This window comes from Nocardiopsis nanhaiensis (assembly GCF_054778635.1).
Genome location: NZ_BAAGZJ010000087.1, coordinates 1 through 15,499, shown reverse-complemented (window position 1 = coordinate 15,499; position 15,499 = coordinate 1). Strand labels below are relative to the sequence as shown.

Genomic DNA, 15,499 nt, shown 5'->3' with positions numbered 1-15,499 from the left:
CCTGGTTCGTCTTCCCTGGCCTTGGACGTCATTCCTTGTCACCCTCGATGTCCTCGCCTTCGAGTGCGGCGCGCTCCCCGTCGAGGAAGTCGCCGATCTCGTCCCGGATCTGCTCCGCGCGTGCCTCACCGGTGAGCTTGGGCGGGGTGTCGTCCCGGCCCTTCGGCGGTGTCGGCGGGTTGTCCGAGAGCGCCCCCGGGTGCGGCATCATCCGCAGCGGCGAACCGTGCGGGGTGGCGCTGCGCCGCGGCAGGCCCGCGGAGGTGACCGCGGAGGTACCGCTCGGGGAGGGCTTGGGGCCGCCGGACCCGTCGGCCCCCTTGCCGTTGGCGGACTGCGGCGGGATCGGTCCGGTCGGTGCCTCGGGAGCGCTCGCACTGGGTGTCGTGGAGGTTCGGGAGTGCCCGGGCTGCTTGGGAGTGGCCACCCGCAAGAGCCCCTTGGGGACGATGGTGTAGGCGCTGACCCCGCGGAAGGACCGGGACTCCAAGCGGGTCTCCAGACCGTGCTTGCGCGCGATTCGGCTGGCCACGTACAGGCCCATGTGCCGGGGCACTTCGTCGTCCAGGACCGGCTCGCCGCCCAGGCGGCCGTTGAGCTCGGTGAGCTGGGCGTCGGGGATCCCCACGCCCTCGTCCTCGACGACGATCATCAGGCGTCCGTCATCCAGCTCCTGCGCGCTGATCACCACCTGCGAGTGCTCGGGCGAGTTCGCCGTGGCGTTGTCCAGGAGTTCGGCCAGGAGGTGGCTGATGTCGTCCGCGGCCAGACCGGTGATGGACGTCTGCGGAAGCTTGCCCAGGCTGACCCTGGGGTAGTCCTTGATCTCCGAAGTCGCGGCTCGGGCGACGTCGAGCAAGGGGACGATCTCGTCGTGTGCGTCGGACTCGCCGCCGTCATGCCCGGTCAACACCAGGAAGTTCTCCCCGTTGCGCCGCATACGGGTCGCGAAGTTGTCGATCTGGAAGAGCTTGTCCAGGATGTCGGGGTCCTGGGCACCTGTCTCCAGTTCCTCGACCATCTCCAGCAGGGCGTCGACCAGCGAGAGGTCGCGCATGGCCAAGCCGGCGAGCGCCTCGTTGAGGATGTCGCTCTGAGGGCCGTGGGAGGCGGTGGAGGACGGTTCGGTTCCGGTGCTGTCGGCGGTGCCGACGGCGGCGGAACCGTCCTTCTGGGCCTCCTGGGCCGTGCGGGCGGCCTCGTCGGCTGCCGGGATCCGCGCGTCCTTGGCGGGGGACTCGGTGACGGCCGGGGACTCGGCCTCCTCCTCGGTCGCGGGCTCCTCGGTCACGGACTCGGAGCGGGTGAGCGCCTTGTTCTGCCGTACCTCTTCGGAGGTGGCGGGCTCGGTGCGTTCAGCGAAGAGCGTGGCGGCCGACTCCGCCGTGACGACCTGCGGCTGCTGCCCCGGCGCGAGCACGATGACGTGCTGGACCGGCTGCCCGTAGGGGTTGAGCTGGTGCGGGTAGACCACAGGCTGCCCCGGCAGGACGTAACCGGGCGGCTGGTAGGGGGCCGGGTAGGCGTTCTGGTAGGCCACCAGCGGCTGGGCCTGCGGGTACGGCGCCGGGTAGTGCGGCGCGGGAGGCGGCGCGTACGGCTGCGGCTGGGGCGGCTGCTGTTGGGGCTGCGGGTACGGCTGCGGGGCGTACTGCTGGGGCGGGTACTGCTGGGGCGGGTACTGTCCCGGATGCTGTGGCGGCGCCTGGTGGGGCGCGGGGTGGTGCGGCTCCGGCTGCGGGTATCCCCCGTGCTGCTGGTATCCGCGGGGCGGCGGGGGTCCGGGAGCGGGCGGCCCCTGGTAACCGGGGTATCCCTGCTGGCCATAGGGGGCCTGTGGGGCGGGCGGGCCCTGTGGCCCGGGCTGAGCACCGTATCCGGGCGGCCCCTGGTAGTGGCCCTGCTGCTCCTGGTAGCCCTGCTGCGCGTGGGCGGGAGGTGTCCATTGCTGATGCGGCGTCGGCTCGGGCTGCGGGGGTTCGGGCAGTGCGGCTTCGGACAGCGCCGGTTCGGTCGGGGCGGCGGGCTCGGGTGCGGGCCAACGGGGCTCGCCGAAGGCGTGCTGGCCCGCGGAGGGCCCTTGGTCGGCCGTCGGGGCGGACTCCGCCGGTGGGGACAGAGGAGCCTCGGGCCGCGCTGTGGGTTCTGGCGAGGAGGGGGTGTCGGTCATGGTGTCCGTCGTGGCGGGGGTATGCGGGCTGCGCGGTTCGGGCTCGTCGAGACCGACGCCGCGCCATTGGCCGACCGGGTTGGCCCCGGTGTCGACATCGTCGACATCCAGACCCCTGGTCGTGTAGGGATTGGGGACGCTTACCCGGGAGGCGGGGCGGTAACCGTTCTCGGCGGACGCGGAGAAGGGTCCGGTGGGGGGCTCCGTCGCGGGTGTGTCCTCGCCGTCCGACGTCCGGCCGGGGGTCTGCGAGTGCGGATGCACGGGCTTATGCACGGGATTTCCTTGCTCGGTCTCCGGTGACGGGGGGTCCTGGGACTTGACCATCCGGGAGATGGCCCGGCGGAACCTTCCTTCACGCCTGGCTCCATGCCCATCCTCCGTCGACATCATCTTGGCCAGGGAGTGGTTACCGCGATCCTGCGGTGACTGCGCCTGTGCCACAATCTCGTCTCCTCGAATCCGGTGGGCGGATCGGCGGTGGCCCCGCACCACCACCCTGACCAGGGAGGAAGCCGCTTCGGGGATCGTTTCGACCCCCGGGGCAGCCAGGCGTCCCTAAAGCCGGGGGAACGCCTCGACGGTTTTCGGACCTGCGGAAAGGTGCGATCGGGACTGTCACCGTGATCGGTGACGAGCACCCATCCGGCGGACAACTGTCCAAGCTCCACACAATTCCTGTTCTTCCACCGAGAACCGTCGTTCGGTTCGTCAGACTAACAAAGGACGCCCAGCTTGACAGAAGAATCGAAGAAGCACCGAAACCACATCAGTGGGGACCCTGGTTGACGTGCGATAACACTGACAGATTCGGATCAAACTCGAACCCTGGATCGAGAGGTTTATGGCGTTTTGTCGGCTTCAGGACAGGTGCCGCCGCATCGGCGGCCGCGCCCCGCTACCCGGCGATCCGGCACAGGCAGGCCCCGAGGGAGGCACAGCCCTGGAGGCGTGGGCAAGATGTCGCCCCGCTGAGCACAAACGGGCTATAGAGAAATACATCACTACAGGCCGAAAATGTGGTGCACGAGACGGCAGGGGCGGGGCCCGAAGGCACCGCCCCTGCACTCCACTCGTCGCCGTTCTGTTCCCGTCGGCCGCGTTACTCCCCGGCCGCGTTACTCCCCGGCCGCGTCAACCTCCGACCGCGTCACTCCTCGACCGGGGACAGCTCACCCTGGATCAGCGACAGGATGACGTGGTTGTCCTGGTACTGCTCGTTCTGCGAGTGCGGGGAGTCATCGGGGAACGACTCCACGCGGACCCCCTCGACCGCCGGGGAGAGGTACTCGTAGGTCCAGATGGGGATGCGCGGCAGCAGCTCGTTGAAGACGATCGACATCGTCCGCAGGGCCTCGTGCTGCTCCTCCTCCGTCTCGGCGCGCCTGGCGGTGTCCACCAGCTCCTCGAGGTCCACATCGCCTTGGGAAGGGCTCTCCACCTGGAGGTCGAAGCCCTGGCCGGGGTCGTCCTCGGTGCCCGCGTTCTCCGTCAGGAAGTTCATCTCGAAGGCACCCCAGTAGTCAGGCTGCTCCGGGTTGCCCCAGTGGCGGACCGCGACCTCGAAGTCACCGGCGCCCCAGATCCCCCACGGGTTGTCCTCGGGGATGTTGCGCGCCTCGGTCCTGATCCCGAAGTCGTTCCAAGCCTCCTCCACCTGGGTGGCGGTCAGCTCGAAGTCGCCCCAACCGGCGACACCGATGATCTCGAAGCTGGCCTCCTCGCCGTCCGGGAGGTACCACTGGCCGTCCTCCAGGGTCCAGCCGGCCTCCTCCAGCAACTCCGCGGCCTTCTCCTGGTCCTGGTCGTAGTTCTCGAAGTCCGCGAGCTCGTCAGCTGTCAGGATCTCCTCCGCCTGGATGTCCGCCAGACCCGCGTAGTGCTCCACCCGGGAGTAGGCCTCGCCGCGGGCCACCTGGCCGATCTGGTCCCCGTCGAGGATGTAGGCGAGCGCCTTGCGCACGCGCACGTCCTGGACCTCGGGCTTGGCCTGGTGGTTGAACATGAGGCCGACACCGTCGTACCCGGCGTGCTCGACCCACCGGAAGCCCTCCACACCCTGGAAGGCCTCCTGGTCGGCGGCGGAGGGGGCCAGCGTGGAGTAGTCGACCTCGCCCTGCTGCACCAAGAGGGCCGACTGCCGGTTGTCACCCTTGTGGATGACGACCTCGTCGAAGTTGACCTCGGTCCCCTGGTAGCCCTCCTCGTTGCGTACCAGCGTGATGCGCGCGTCCGACATCTGCGCCTCGTCGAACATGTACGGACCGCTGCAGACGATCTCGTCCGGGTCGAACTCGACGAACTCGGCGTTCCAGTCGGTGTGCTCGTCGTCGCCCTGACGGACGCCGTCGTTGACCATCTCCAGCGCGCGCTCACCGAAGTTCTCGTAGGTGGCCTTGGAGACGATGCGGTGCTTGAGGACGCTGCGCTCGATATTGGGGAACGCGTCCTCGAAGCCCAGCCGGACCGTCGTGTCGTCCAGCTTCTCCAACTCCTCGACCTGCGGGAATCCGGTACCCCACGGCGGAGCCTCTAGGACGCGCATGGCGTAGCTGCGGATCATGTCGTCGGCGTTCAGGTCCTCGCCGTCGCTCCACTTCAGTCCCGAGCGCAGGGAGACGATGAGGTCGTCACCGTCCCACTCGTGCCCCTCCAGCAGGAGGTACTCCCACTCGTGGTCGGCCCAGTTGTAGACGGCGCCCGTGCACAGGAACAGGTCCTTGTAGACGGAGTTGAGGAGCAGCGCGCCGTCCTCGACGTGCACGTTGCGGGTCTGGGAGTCCAGGTCGTAGTCGAAGACCCCGGTGAACTGGGTGGGTCCGTCGCCGCCCCCGTCGTCACCGGAGCAGGCGGACAGCAGGCCGGCGCCCGCCACACCGACGGAGCTGAAACCGACGGCCTTGAGGAGGCGCCGCCTACTCAGGTCCTGGAGGACGGCGTTGCGCGAGGGTGTGGAGGTCATTCTTGACGCTTCCTTTCCAAGAGGACGGCGAGCAGACCGAGAGTGAGCACGACCAGGCCGATACCGACGGTGGCGACGCTGATGACGAACTCGGCTGTGCCGGGGGATGTGAACACGGCCATGAGGGTGCAGGTGAGGGTGAGGAATGCTCCGACGAACAGGCCGAAGCGTCCGATGAGGAGCAGCAACCCGCCTCACCCCTTGGTGACGACGTGGCAGGCGAGCAGCCGGTCGTGGCTGCGCACCAGCGGCGGCCGTTCGGTATCGCAGCTGCCGCTCGCGAAGATCGGGCAGCGTGGGTGGAAGTCGCAGCCAGGGGGCAGGTCCGTGAGGTCGGGGATGTCGGAGCTGCGCAGCCGCACCCGTTCCTTGCTCTTGGCGAGGTCGGGGTCGGGCTCGCAGACGGCGGAGACGAGCGCCTGGGTGTACGGGTGCCGGGGGTCGTTGACCACCTGCGGCGTGGGCCCGTGTTCCACGACCTTCCCGAGGTACATCACCGCGATCTCGCCCCGCCAGGCGAAGTACTTGGCGACGGCGAGGTCGTGGGTGATGAACAGGAAGCTCACACCCAGGTCGTCACGGAGCTTTCCAAGGGTGTTGAGCATGCTGACCCGGATGGACACGTCCAGCATCGACGTGGACTCGTCGGCGATGATCACCTCGGGTTCCATCGCCAGAGCACGGGCCACGGCGACGCGCTGGCGCTGGCCTCCGGACATCTGGTGGGGGTACTTGTCCAGGTAGTCCTCGGCCGGAGTGAGGTCGACGCGCTCCAACAGCTCGACGGTCGCACGGCGGGCCTCGTGGCGGTCTTTGACCATCTTGTGGCGGCGCAGCCCCGCCGAGACCGTGGAGTAGACGGTGCGCACCGGGTTGAGGGAGGCATAGGGGTCCTGGTGGATGTACTGGACTGAGCGCCGGAAGGCCGACCGCTCCTTGCGGTCCATGTCCGCGACGTCCTTGCCGCGGAACAGCACCGAGCCAGCGGTGGGACTGGCCAGCGCCGCGGCCATCCGGGCAGTGGTCGTCTTCCCGCACCCGGACTCCCCCACCAGGCACAGCACCTGGCCGGGGCGCACCTCCAGGTCGACCCCGGCGACCGCGGGGACGTCGCCCCGGGCCGTACTGAAGACCTGCTCGGCGCCGCGCAGGGTCAGCACCGGGGTTTCGGGGCGGCGCTCGGTGCCGAGGGCCTCGGCCTCGGAGACGGGAAGGGGTTCTGCGGGTTTGGCGGTCCGGTCAATCACGGGAGACCCCCTCGGCGTGGAGTTCGGCATCGGTGGAGCGCAGGCAGGCCGCGGCGTGACTCAGACCCAGGTCGCGGGGCTTGAGCACCTCCAGGCCGGGACGCGTGGCGGTGCAGGCGTCGACGGCGTGGGCGCAGCGGGGCGCGAAGGAGCAGCCCGACGGCAACGCGTGGAGGCTGGGCGGGCCGCCGGGGAGGGACTCGGGCACGTGGAGGTCGCCCACGACCGGGGGCACCGAGTTGATCAGTGCCGAGGTGTAGGGGTGCCGGGACCGGTAGAAGATGTCCCGGGTCGTTCCGGTCTCGATGAGCCGCCCGGCGTACATGGTCCCGACGCGGTCGGCGAGTTCGGCGGCCAGGCCCAGGTCGTGGGTGATGAAGACCATCGAGAACTTCAGCTCGTCCCGCAGCTCGGCGAGCCGTTCCACGATGGACCGCTGGGTGAGGATGTCCAGGGCCGTGGTGGGCTCGTCGAGGATGAGAAGCTGCGGTTCGAGGGCCAGCGCCAGCGCGATGAGGCTGCGCTGGCGCATACCGCCGGAGAGTTCGTGCGGAAAGCTGCTGAGCACCCTGCCCGGGTCGAGCCGGACCATCTCCAGCAGCTCAGCGGAGCGTTCGAGGATCTCTTTGCGGGGGCGACGGCGGCCGACGCGTTCGTGCGCGCGGAAGGTGTCGAGGAAGTGGTCCTCGACCTTCAGGACCGGGTTGAAGGCGTTCATCGCACCCTGGAAGACCATGGCCGCCTCGTTCCAGCGGAAGCGGCGCAGCTTCTCCTTCTCCAGGGTGCGCACGTCGACGCGGGTCCCGTCCTTGCGGCGGAAGAGGATCTCGCCACCGGAGACCACACCGGTGCGCGGGAGCAGCCGGAGCAGGCCGAGGCCGAGCGTGGTCTTACCGCAGCCGGACTCGCCGACCAGGGCCATGGATTGGCCGGGGTACAGGTCGAAGGAGACGTCCTGGACGGCGGTGACCCGCGACTTGCGTCCTGTGCGGTATCCGACGTCGACGCCGCGGACGGACAGCAGGGCACCGTTGTCGGTGTCCGGGTCGGTGGGGAGGTCGTTCACGGGGCTCACCTGTCCCGGAGTCGTGGGTTGAGGGCCTGCTCCAGCGAACGGGTCATGGTGACCAGCCCGATCTGGAAGAGCATGATCATCACCATCGGGGCGATGAGGAAGGGTGCCGCTTGGGGCAGGAGGAAGGCGTTGTTGTCCCAGGCCTGCTGGATCATCAGCCCCCAGTTGTCGGCGGTGCTGGGCAGGAGGCCGAGCAGGTACATGCCGACGACCGCGTAGATCGCGTTGGTGATGGCGATGATGAAGTTGATGAAGATGTAGCCCAGCATGTTGGGAAGCACCTCGACGAACAGGATGCGCGCGGTACCGAGGTCCTGGAGGCGGGCGGCCTCGATGAACTCGCGCTCCTTCAGCGTGAGGACCTGCGCTCGGATGGAGCGCATCAGGAAGGGCCAGGTGACCAGCCCGATGATGAAGGAGACCACCAGCGGGGAGGAGGTCCGGTAGAAGGAGGCGATGACCAGCATCAGGACGATGAAGGGGATGGTCATCGTGATGTCGGTCAGCTGGAGCAGCAGGTGGTCCAGGCGGCCCCTGACGTAACCGGCGACCGCGCCGAGGACGACGGCGATGGCGACGGTGATGAGGGCGGCCGTGAAGCCCACCAGGATGGGTTCGCGCCCGCCCAGGACGAGCTGCGTGAACGTGTCCTTGCCCTCGTGGTTGGTCCCGAGCCAGTGCTCGGAGCTCATCGGACCCCAGATCTTGCTGACGTCCGTGGGGTTGTGGTTGTCGATGAGCAGAGGACCCACGAAGGCGAAGAGCAGGACGCTGAGGACCAGACAGAGTCCGACGAACCCGCTCGCGCTACGGGTGATCCCCTGCCAGATGGTGCCCCAGACGCCCGCGGCGGGCGCGGGTGCTGCGGTGACGGCCATGGCGTAAGTCCCCCTACTTCCGGATGCGCGGGTCGAGCCTGCTGTACAGCAGGTCCGCGACGAGGTTGGCGATCACCACGCACGAGGTGATGATGATGAGCAGCCCCTGGAGGAGCGGGTAGTCGCGGTAGTTGACCGCGTCCAGCAGCAGCCCGCCGACGCCCTTGTAGACCAGGACCTGTTCGACGAAGATCGCGCCGCCGACGAGGGTGCCGAAGGAGATCGCGATCTGGGCGACCAGCGGCAGGACGGCGTTGCGGCCGACGTAGGCGCCGGCGATGCGGCTGTCCTTCAACCCGCGTGCGCGGGCGACGGTCACGTAGTCCTCGCCGAGTACCTCTGTGGTGGAGGCCTTCATGACGAGCATCCAGGTGCCGATGATGGCGAGCACGTAGGTGAAGATCGGCAGGGCCGCGTGGTAGAAGGCGTTGGCGAAGAAGTCGACCGTGAACCCGGGTTGGATGCCGGGGCTGAGGGTGCCGCGCAGTTCGATCGGGTTGAACCAGCCGAGGTACATACCGCCGCCGACCACGAGGACCATCGCGATGAGGTAGTTCGGGATGGCGCCGAGGACGGAGGCGACGATGCTGAGCACGTGGTCGACGGCCTTGTTGCGCCGGTAGGCCATGACCATGCCGAGGGTGAGGCCGACGACGATCGCGACGAGCGTGCCGGCACCGATACTGAAGAGCGTCCAGGGGAGGTAGGCGCCGATCGCGTCGGTGACGCTCTGGCCGGGCCGGTTGATGGTTCCGCCGAGGTCGAAGGTGAAGAGCCCGACGATGAAGTCCCACCACTGCTGGTAGATGGGCGCGTCGACGTCGTAGGCCAGCGAGTTCATCGCGATGGCGCGGGCCTCGTTCATCGACATGCCGCCCTGGGTGAGGCGGCCCGCCATGACGTCGATGGGGTCACCCGGCATCGCGCGCCCGAGGAAGAACGTCACGTTGGCCACCACGAAGACCACGACGAGGGCCTTGCGGACCTTCACGAAGACGTAGTTGCGCCAGATCCGGCCCAGGAGGGCAATCGGCTTCCGGGAGGCGGCGGGCCCGGCACCACCGGCTTCGGGTGGGGGTGGGGAGGCCGCGATTTCGGTGGCCACGGGGCTCCTTCGAGCAGGGGGGACGGCTGTGGTGCGGGCACCACTTTTCTATTAGGAAACTTTCCTAACAGAACATCACGGTAACGCCCCACCTGTGGCTCACACCACCCCCGTGACCAAACGGCGTCTTTTGCGCGACCCGATCGGCATCGCGAAAAGAACACCGAGTGACAAACCGCTACATAAGACCATGGGCTTCCTGTCCACATCCGGCCACACATCGGCACTCATGACATTTGTAGGTGTTGCGGCGATCTATCCACTTCGTACTGTTACGTCGCGAACGGACACGTTTCCGGCCCAGGGGCCAAGACCCCACCCCTGGGTGGCGGACAAGACATCGGAGGGACCCCCGTGCTCCGAGCACGCATTACCGTCCGAACAGCAGCGGTGGCCACGGCCGCCGGGCTCGCGCTCTCCCTCACGGCCGCGCTCCCGGCCGCCGCAGACCCCGTTGACGAGAATGCGCTCGCCCCCTTCCACGATCAGGAGGTCGTGTGGGGCGAGTGCGAGGAAGAACTACTCGAAGACCTCGAATGCGCAGAGGTCGAGGTCCCCCTCGACTACGCGGACCCCGAAGGCGAACGGCTCACCCTCGGGATCAGCCGCGCCGCCGCAACCGACCCCGAGGCGCGCCGCGGCATCCTGCTCCTCAACGCGGGCGGCCCCGGCGGCCCCTCCCGCTATATGGCCGACGGGTACAGCCAGACACCCCTCGGCGCCGCCTACGACCTGATCGGGATGGACCCGCGCGGGAGCGGCGCCTCCAGCGCCCTGGACTGTGAAGTCGAGTATCCGCTGATCTCACCGCGGCCGGACGACGCCGAGATCGCCGCCAACACCCGGGAGACCATCCACTACTCCCGCGCCTGCGACGAGGCGGAGGGCGACCGGCTGCCGCACATGACCACCGCCAACACCGCCCGCGACATGGACGTCATCCGCGCCACGCAGGGCGAGGAGCAGACCAACTACCTCGGCTACTCCTACGGCACCTACCTGGGCGCGGTGTACGGAAGCCTGTTCCCCGAGCGGCTCGACCGCAGTGTGCTGGACTCCCCCATCCACCCGGACCGGGTCTGGCGGGACGTCTTCCTCATGCAGGCGCCCGGACACTCCGCCAACGTCGAGCGCTACACCGAATGGCTCGCCGAGCACGACGAGGTGTACGGGCTCGGTGCCGCCCCCGACGAGATCGTCGCCAACTTCGACGAGACGTCGGCACGGCTTACCGAAGAGCCGCGCGAGGACGTGCCCGGCGTTCCCGAGTTCGACGGAGCCCTCTTCGACATGATGGTCGGAGAGGGCGCCCGCGACCAGGGAGACTGGGATGAGACCAGCTGGGTCGTGCAGGCGCTGGTCACCGGTGAACCGGTCCCTGAACTGGACGGCGGAGCCGGGATCCCCGACGACCTCCTGGAGCTCACCGGGATGAACTTCGACCTGTTCTCCGCGGTCGTGTGCGAGGCGGAGTGGCCCGACCGGATCAGCGAGTACCACGCCGACACTCGCGAGCAGCGGGACGAGCACCCGTTCGGGGTCGGAGCGCTGTGGGCGACACCGCAGACCTGCTCCTTCACCGGCAATCAGCCGACCGAGCCCCCGGTCGAGGTGGAGCACGGCGGGTCCACGGAGCCGCTGGTCATCGCCGGTGAGTTCGACCCCCAGACCCCGTATGAGGGTGCTCCGGTCATGGCCGACCGCCTGGGTGCGCCGCTGGTCACCGTCACCGACGACGGTGCGCACGGCTTCTACGGCATGGGGGATGAGGAGGGCCTCCTCTACCCGTGCGTGGACGACCTCGTGCACTCCTATCTGCTGGACGGCACGGTGCCCGAGGACACCGAGTGCCCGGGCGTGCCCCGGCCCGAGGGCACGCCGGAACCGCCGGGTGAGGTCGTAGCCCTCGGCGACGGGTGGATGCCGTACGACGAGATGGAGCGGACCTCGCCCCTGCCGGGTTTGCGGGACTGACGGTCCGGACAGGTCGGCTGGACAGGTCGGTCTGGACAGGTCGGCTGGCCCGGACCGGACGACGGCCCGCGTCATCGGATGGCGCGGGCCGTTGCTTGTGGGCTGTTAGATGTTGGAGTCCTCGAACGAGCCGGTGGTCGGGCCGGTCGGGTCGCCGACGATGCAGAGGAAATCACGGTCTCCCGCGTCCCAGGTCTCGTCGCTCGGGAAGAGCGTCGTAATCGCCAGAACCGACTCCTCGAGCGGGACACCGACGAAACCCTCGTACATGTCGACACACTCCTCGTCGACCATGTCCGCGACCTCGTCGAAGCCGGGGTAGTCACCGTCGGCATCGAGGTCGCCGTCCGCGTAGACCTCGAGTTCATGGGGCTCCGAGCAGTCCACGACGGGCACGGTGGCCACCGTGTCGTCCTCGTCGAACTCGAGCTCGTGCAGGCAGTCACCGACGGTGAGGAGGTTGACGTTCGTGTCCTCCGGACCGGAGAGGTCGTCCGGCTCGGTCTCGACGGGTTCGGGCTCCTCCGTTTCGACCGGTTCCTCGGTTTCGGTGGGCTCCGGCTCCGGTTCGGGCTCGGCCACGGGAGAAGGGTCGTCGGTGTCGCCGCTCAGGGCGGGCGGTAGAAGGGGGAGTCCACACGCCGACAGGGACAGGGCGGCACCGGCGGCCAGGGTCCCCATGGCTATACGGCCTAGCAAAGGGTGGCGCGCTTCGGACAACATGACGGCTCCACTGGATCGTTGGTCTTAGGCCGACACGCAGGTGAGAATCGGCGATACCTATCCAGATGCGCCCAGGCGCGAGAAGGTTTCGCCCCGTTCACGAAGAAGTTCCGGAAGGGGCGAAACCGGGCGAGTGGTGCGAGTGATAGACGGGTTGATGAGGTGTCCGGTAGGGGCCGGTGGGCCGGTGGGTCGGCGATGGCTGGGCCGGTGGGTCGGCGATGGCTGGGCCGGTGGGCCGGCGATGGCTGGGCCGGTGGGCCGGTGGGAGTTGGTGACGGATCAGCGGTTGGAACCCTCGAAGCTCTCGCTGACGGTCCCGGTGGGGTCAAGGGCGTAGCAGAGGATCTCCTGGTCCCCCATGTCCCAGCCCTCTTCGGTCGGCACGAGGGGCCAGACCTCGAGCTCCGAGTCCACGAAGTCCACACCGACGTAGTTCGCGAAGGCGCTGCCGTAGCAGATCTCGTCGATGGAGTTGTCCAAGGACGCCTCACCGGGGAAGTCACCGTCGGGGAGGTCTTCGGTGTGGAAGACCTCGGCGTCGTGCGGTTCCGAACAGTCGACGAGCGGGACGTTGGTGACCTCGTCGCCAGAGAACGCGGCCTCCATCTCACTCTCGATGAAACAGTCGCCCGCGCTCAGTTCCATGACGTTGCCGCCACCGGGGCTGAGGACCGAGGCCACCAAACCGCAGGCTGAGAGGCTGGCCGCCGTACCCGCGGCTAGCAGCGCGAGGGAGGCGTTGCGAACGGCTGGGGTGAGAGTGGACATGAGGGTGCTCCGGTATTTCTTCACGAAGGGGATCCCGCACGGGTTTGTCGGCGAGAGGAAGAAGAATTCACCAAACGGACGCCCATGTCAATCTGGATTCGAAAACTCACAAGTACGTCATGGACAAGCACTCCGAGTGACACTCCGGCCTCTTCGGATGGCCCCGCGTCTTTCCCAAGCTTTGATTTCTCCCCCAAATAATTGCCAACAGAAGAAAGGGAAAATTCTGAGAGTGCTTGGCGTGAGGGCCCTTTGTTGGTTTGGGTTGCCTGCTCTGGTGGGGGTTGCCTTGCGGGTTGGGGTTCCCTCCTTTCCCGCCGCCCGATTGTGGCCGTCTCCGCTACGCGCCTCAAGGTCGTCGCCATCGAGCGCTTCGCGCGTCAACGGCGCTCCACCTTGACCCGCTCCGCTACGACGGCGGGTGGGCGGCTATCGGGAAAGGGGGACGCGTGGTCGAGGTCCGAGCGGGAAAGACTCGGGCTCCGCCCGATAACTGCGTCGGCCTGGCGGCCGATGCCTGCCCCTGCGCCGGAGCGTTGACGCCTGGCGGTGTCGCGGCCGGTCAATCACCCATGCGAACCCCGAACAGCGCGGCCTGCGGCCGGTGGGCCACTGCGCCGGAGCACACCGGTTGAGGGTGTCGCGGCCGGTCACGGTGGGCAGCGCGAAACACCGGAGCGGTCTCGAGTGGTACCGGTGTGTGGTGAACCCCCCAGTTGGAGTCAAAAACGAGGGTGACCGTGACTCCAGGAAGGGGGTTGGGCTGGCTCCGGGTCCCCGCCCGGGTCCTCCCCCTTGTTGCTGCGGTTGCGGTGGGAGGGACGACCCTGCCAGATGGAGGCCTCCGGGTTGGTCTCCCTCCGGTACTTGAGCCGGTTGTGGTCCGAGCACAGCGGCTGAATGTTGTCCGCGCTGGTGGACCCACCGGCCGAGAAGCTGATCTTGTGGTCGGCCTCCGACCCACTGGCCGGGAAGTTGCAGCCCTGGTACCAGGCACAGGTGGTGTGACCGAACATCCCCGCATCCCGCAGAGCACCCGTGGCATCGCGCTGGGTACGGCCCACGTCCAACACCCGGTCACCCTTGGGGGAGGTGATCATCCGGCGCAGCACACTGTTGGGGGCCAGGGCACGGATCGCGGCCATGGAGACCACCTGCCCATCCTGGGTCACCGCCGGGCCAGCAGCTTTGCCGTCGCCCTCGGCCTGGAGGCCGAGGAAGGTGGGCAGGGGCACCATGATGTTGATCATCGCCACCGCAGCACGCTTGCGATCCTGACCGCCCTTGCTGCCCTTGCCATCCCCACCCCCGGCACCCTCAGCGCCCTCGCTGGAGTCGGTGGGGCCGGTGGGGTGGTGGGAGGCGGAGCGGACCAGGTTCATGAACGCGTCATACATGCGCTCCGAAGCCGACACGTGCAGCCTCTCAGGGTCATAGGCCACCTCGTGGGCCCTGAGCACGCACTGGAGCTCCTCGGCGTGCTCACCCGGACCCCAGGCCTCGAACATGAACGTGCCATCAAAGGTCCGCACCAGGCGTGCACCACGGGCGTCGAAGGCAGCCTGGTACTGCTCCTCCACCACCGCCGGGTTGTACTGGGCCAGCAGCTCCCGGCCCAGCCGGTGAATGTCGGAGGTCGACATCGCCGGCTCCCTGGCCTTGGAAGCCAAAATCCCGGCCTCCACCATCCGCCGGAAGAGGCCAGCATCCGGGTAGCGGCCAGTGTTGCGCGCCCCCACCGCCTTATCAGCGGCCTTGCACACCGCCACCGCCTCCCCGATCGACAACAACCCAGAGTCCAAGCCTTCCCGGGTGGCGGGCAACTCCTGAGCGAACAACCGCCGCGCCAGCTCGGCGCGCCCGTTGGCCTCACCCGGGGCCATACCCACCGAGTGGATCAGCCAGTTCTGCACCGACCGCTGCCCACCCGCCTCCAACAGGGTCCCGGCCGCCTCCAACTGCGCCAGCCGCAGCAGCATCGAAAGCTGGGCCTGATCGAAGTCCTCGAACACCTGAGAAATCACATCCAGGACCTGGCCAGCTACTCCGGTCGGGGGCACTTCCGCCATTTCCGAGGTGATCTTTCCCCGGGCAGCACCCATGGCGGCCACGGCGGGGGTGTTTCCCGCCGCATTCCCGCACTGCCCGAAAGAAGAAGTCATACCACCAGGATATCAAGAAAGACCCAGAAAGGACCTATCCCGGAGGTGATAACACCCTTACCAGGCCACCCCGACCCGCCTTTCCCATTCCCTGGAAAGAAGCCTTCCAGGAAAGGGACTCAGCCTCCCTTGACCGCATTCTTGGACAAAGCGGACAAATGTGTGCCCCTATGGGAATGATCTTGCTACCAGAGTCAATCTCGGCGGCCGAGGGTGGAGACAGGAGCAAGATCATCGGGGTTTTCGCCGCGAGCATTGACCGGCCGCGACACCCGCAACCGGTGGGCTCCGGCGCAGTGGCCGACCCGGCCGCAGGCCGCGCTGTTCGGGGTTCGCATGGGTGATTGACCGGCCGCGACACCGCCAGGCGTCAACGCTCCGGCGCAGGGGCAGGCATCGGCCGCCAGGCCGACGCAGTTATCGGGCGGAGCC

The 15,499-nt window shown here is 68.0% G+C and carries 11 protein-coding genes; 1 reads left to right on the top strand and 10 read right to left on the bottom strand.

Annotated elements, in window-relative coordinates; genetic code table 11:
- Positions 1-28 precede the first annotated feature (28 nt).
- The 7 genes from ACYVD1_RS28900 to ACYVD1_RS28870 all read right to left on the bottom strand — a co-directional run bounded on the left by ACYVD1_RS28900 (position 29) and on the right by ACYVD1_RS28870 (position 9,437).
- Complete coding sequence (locus ACYVD1_RS28900) at positions 29-2,446, bottom strand: sensor histidine kinase (protein WP_460777672.1); 2,418 nt, start codon at positions 2,444-2,446, stop codon at positions 29-31.
- Between the two features lie 874 nt (positions 2,447-3,320).
- Positions 3,321-5,132, bottom strand: coding sequence for an ABC transporter substrate-binding protein (locus tag ACYVD1_RS28895; RefSeq protein WP_460777671.1), 1,812 nt, complete (start codon positions 5,130-5,132; stop codon positions 3,321-3,323).
- Positions 5,129-5,320 (bottom strand): hypothetical protein, encoded by a 192-nt coding sequence (locus tag ACYVD1_RS28890; protein ID WP_460777670.1) that lies wholly within the window; start codon positions 5,318-5,320, stop codon positions 5,129-5,131. The genes ACYVD1_RS28895 and ACYVD1_RS28890 overlap by 4 nt, the downstream gene beginning before the upstream one ends.
- A 6-nt stretch (positions 5,321-5,326) precedes the next feature.
- Positions 5,327-6,379 carry an ABC transporter ATP-binding protein gene (locus ACYVD1_RS28885; protein ID WP_460777669.1) on the bottom strand — a complete coding sequence of 351 codons (1,053 nt, stop codon included), beginning with the start codon at positions 6,377-6,379 and terminating at the stop codon, positions 5,327-5,329.
- Entirely contained in the window at positions 6,372-7,445 is a 1,074-nt protein-coding gene (locus tag ACYVD1_RS28880; RefSeq protein ID WP_460777668.1) for an ABC transporter ATP-binding protein, read from the bottom strand. The genes ACYVD1_RS28885 and ACYVD1_RS28880 overlap by 8 nt, the downstream gene beginning before the upstream one ends.
- 5 nt (positions 7,446-7,450) lie before the next feature.
- Positions 7,451-8,332: an ABC transporter permease gene (locus ACYVD1_RS28875; protein ID WP_460777667.1), complete on the bottom strand. Its 882-nt coding sequence runs from the start codon at positions 8,330-8,332 to the stop codon at positions 7,451-7,453.
- A gap of 13 nt (positions 8,333-8,345) precedes the next feature.
- Complete coding sequence (locus tag ACYVD1_RS28870; RefSeq protein WP_460777666.1) at positions 8,346-9,437, bottom strand: ABC transporter permease; 1,092 nt, start codon at positions 9,435-9,437, stop codon at positions 8,346-8,348.
- Between the two features lie 354 nt (positions 9,438-9,791).
- Here ACYVD1_RS28870 and ACYVD1_RS28865 point away from each other — a divergent pair, with 354 nt between their 5' ends.
- On the top strand, positions 9,792-11,411 hold the full coding sequence (locus ACYVD1_RS28865) for an alpha/beta hydrolase (RefSeq protein WP_460777665.1): 1,620 nt from the start codon (positions 9,792-9,794) through the stop codon (positions 11,409-11,411).
- A 105-nt stretch (positions 11,412-11,516) separates the two neighbouring features.
- On the opposite strand, the gene ACYVD1_RS28860 is transcribed toward ACYVD1_RS28865, so the two are convergent.
- From ACYVD1_RS28860 to ACYVD1_RS28850, 3 genes are all read right to left on the bottom strand, one after another.
- A complete protein-coding gene (locus tag ACYVD1_RS28860) occupies positions 11,517-12,134 on the bottom strand; it encodes a septum formation family protein (RefSeq protein WP_460777664.1) in 618 nt (205 codons plus the stop codon).
- Positions 12,135-12,416: 282 nt separating this feature from the next.
- On the bottom strand, positions 12,417-12,905 hold the full coding sequence (locus ACYVD1_RS28855) for a septum formation family protein (RefSeq protein WP_460777663.1): 489 nt from the start codon (positions 12,903-12,905) through the stop codon (positions 12,417-12,419).
- A gap of 722 nt (positions 12,906-13,627) precedes the next feature.
- Entirely contained in the window at positions 13,628-15,067 is a 1,440-nt protein-coding gene (locus ACYVD1_RS28850) for an HNH endonuclease signature motif containing protein (RefSeq protein ID WP_460777662.1), read from the bottom strand.
- Between the last annotated feature and the right edge of the window lie 432 nt (positions 15,068-15,499).

What these genes read in the sequence shown, in the direction of transcription:
- ACYVD1_RS28895 (WP_460777671.1), bottom strand. Translation starts at nt 5,132, where the DNA reads ATGACCTCCACACCCTCGCGCAACGCCGTCCTCCAGGACCTGAGTAGG.
- ACYVD1_RS28875 (WP_460777667.1), bottom strand. Translation starts at nt 8,332, where the DNA reads ATGGCCGTCACCGCAGCACCCGCGCCCGCCGCGGGCGTCTGGGGCACC.
- ACYVD1_RS28860 (WP_460777664.1), bottom strand. Translation starts at nt 12,134, where the DNA reads ATGTTGTCCGAAGCGCGCCACCCTTTGCTAGGCCGTATAGCCATGGGG.
- ACYVD1_RS28855 (WP_460777663.1), bottom strand. Translation starts at nt 12,905, where the DNA reads ATGTCCACTCTCACCCCAGCCGTTCGCAACGCCTCCCTCGCGCTGCTA.
- ACYVD1_RS28850 (WP_460777662.1), bottom strand. Translation starts at nt 15,067, where the DNA reads ATGACTTCTTCTTTCGGGCAGTGCGGGAATGCGGCGGGAAACACCCCC.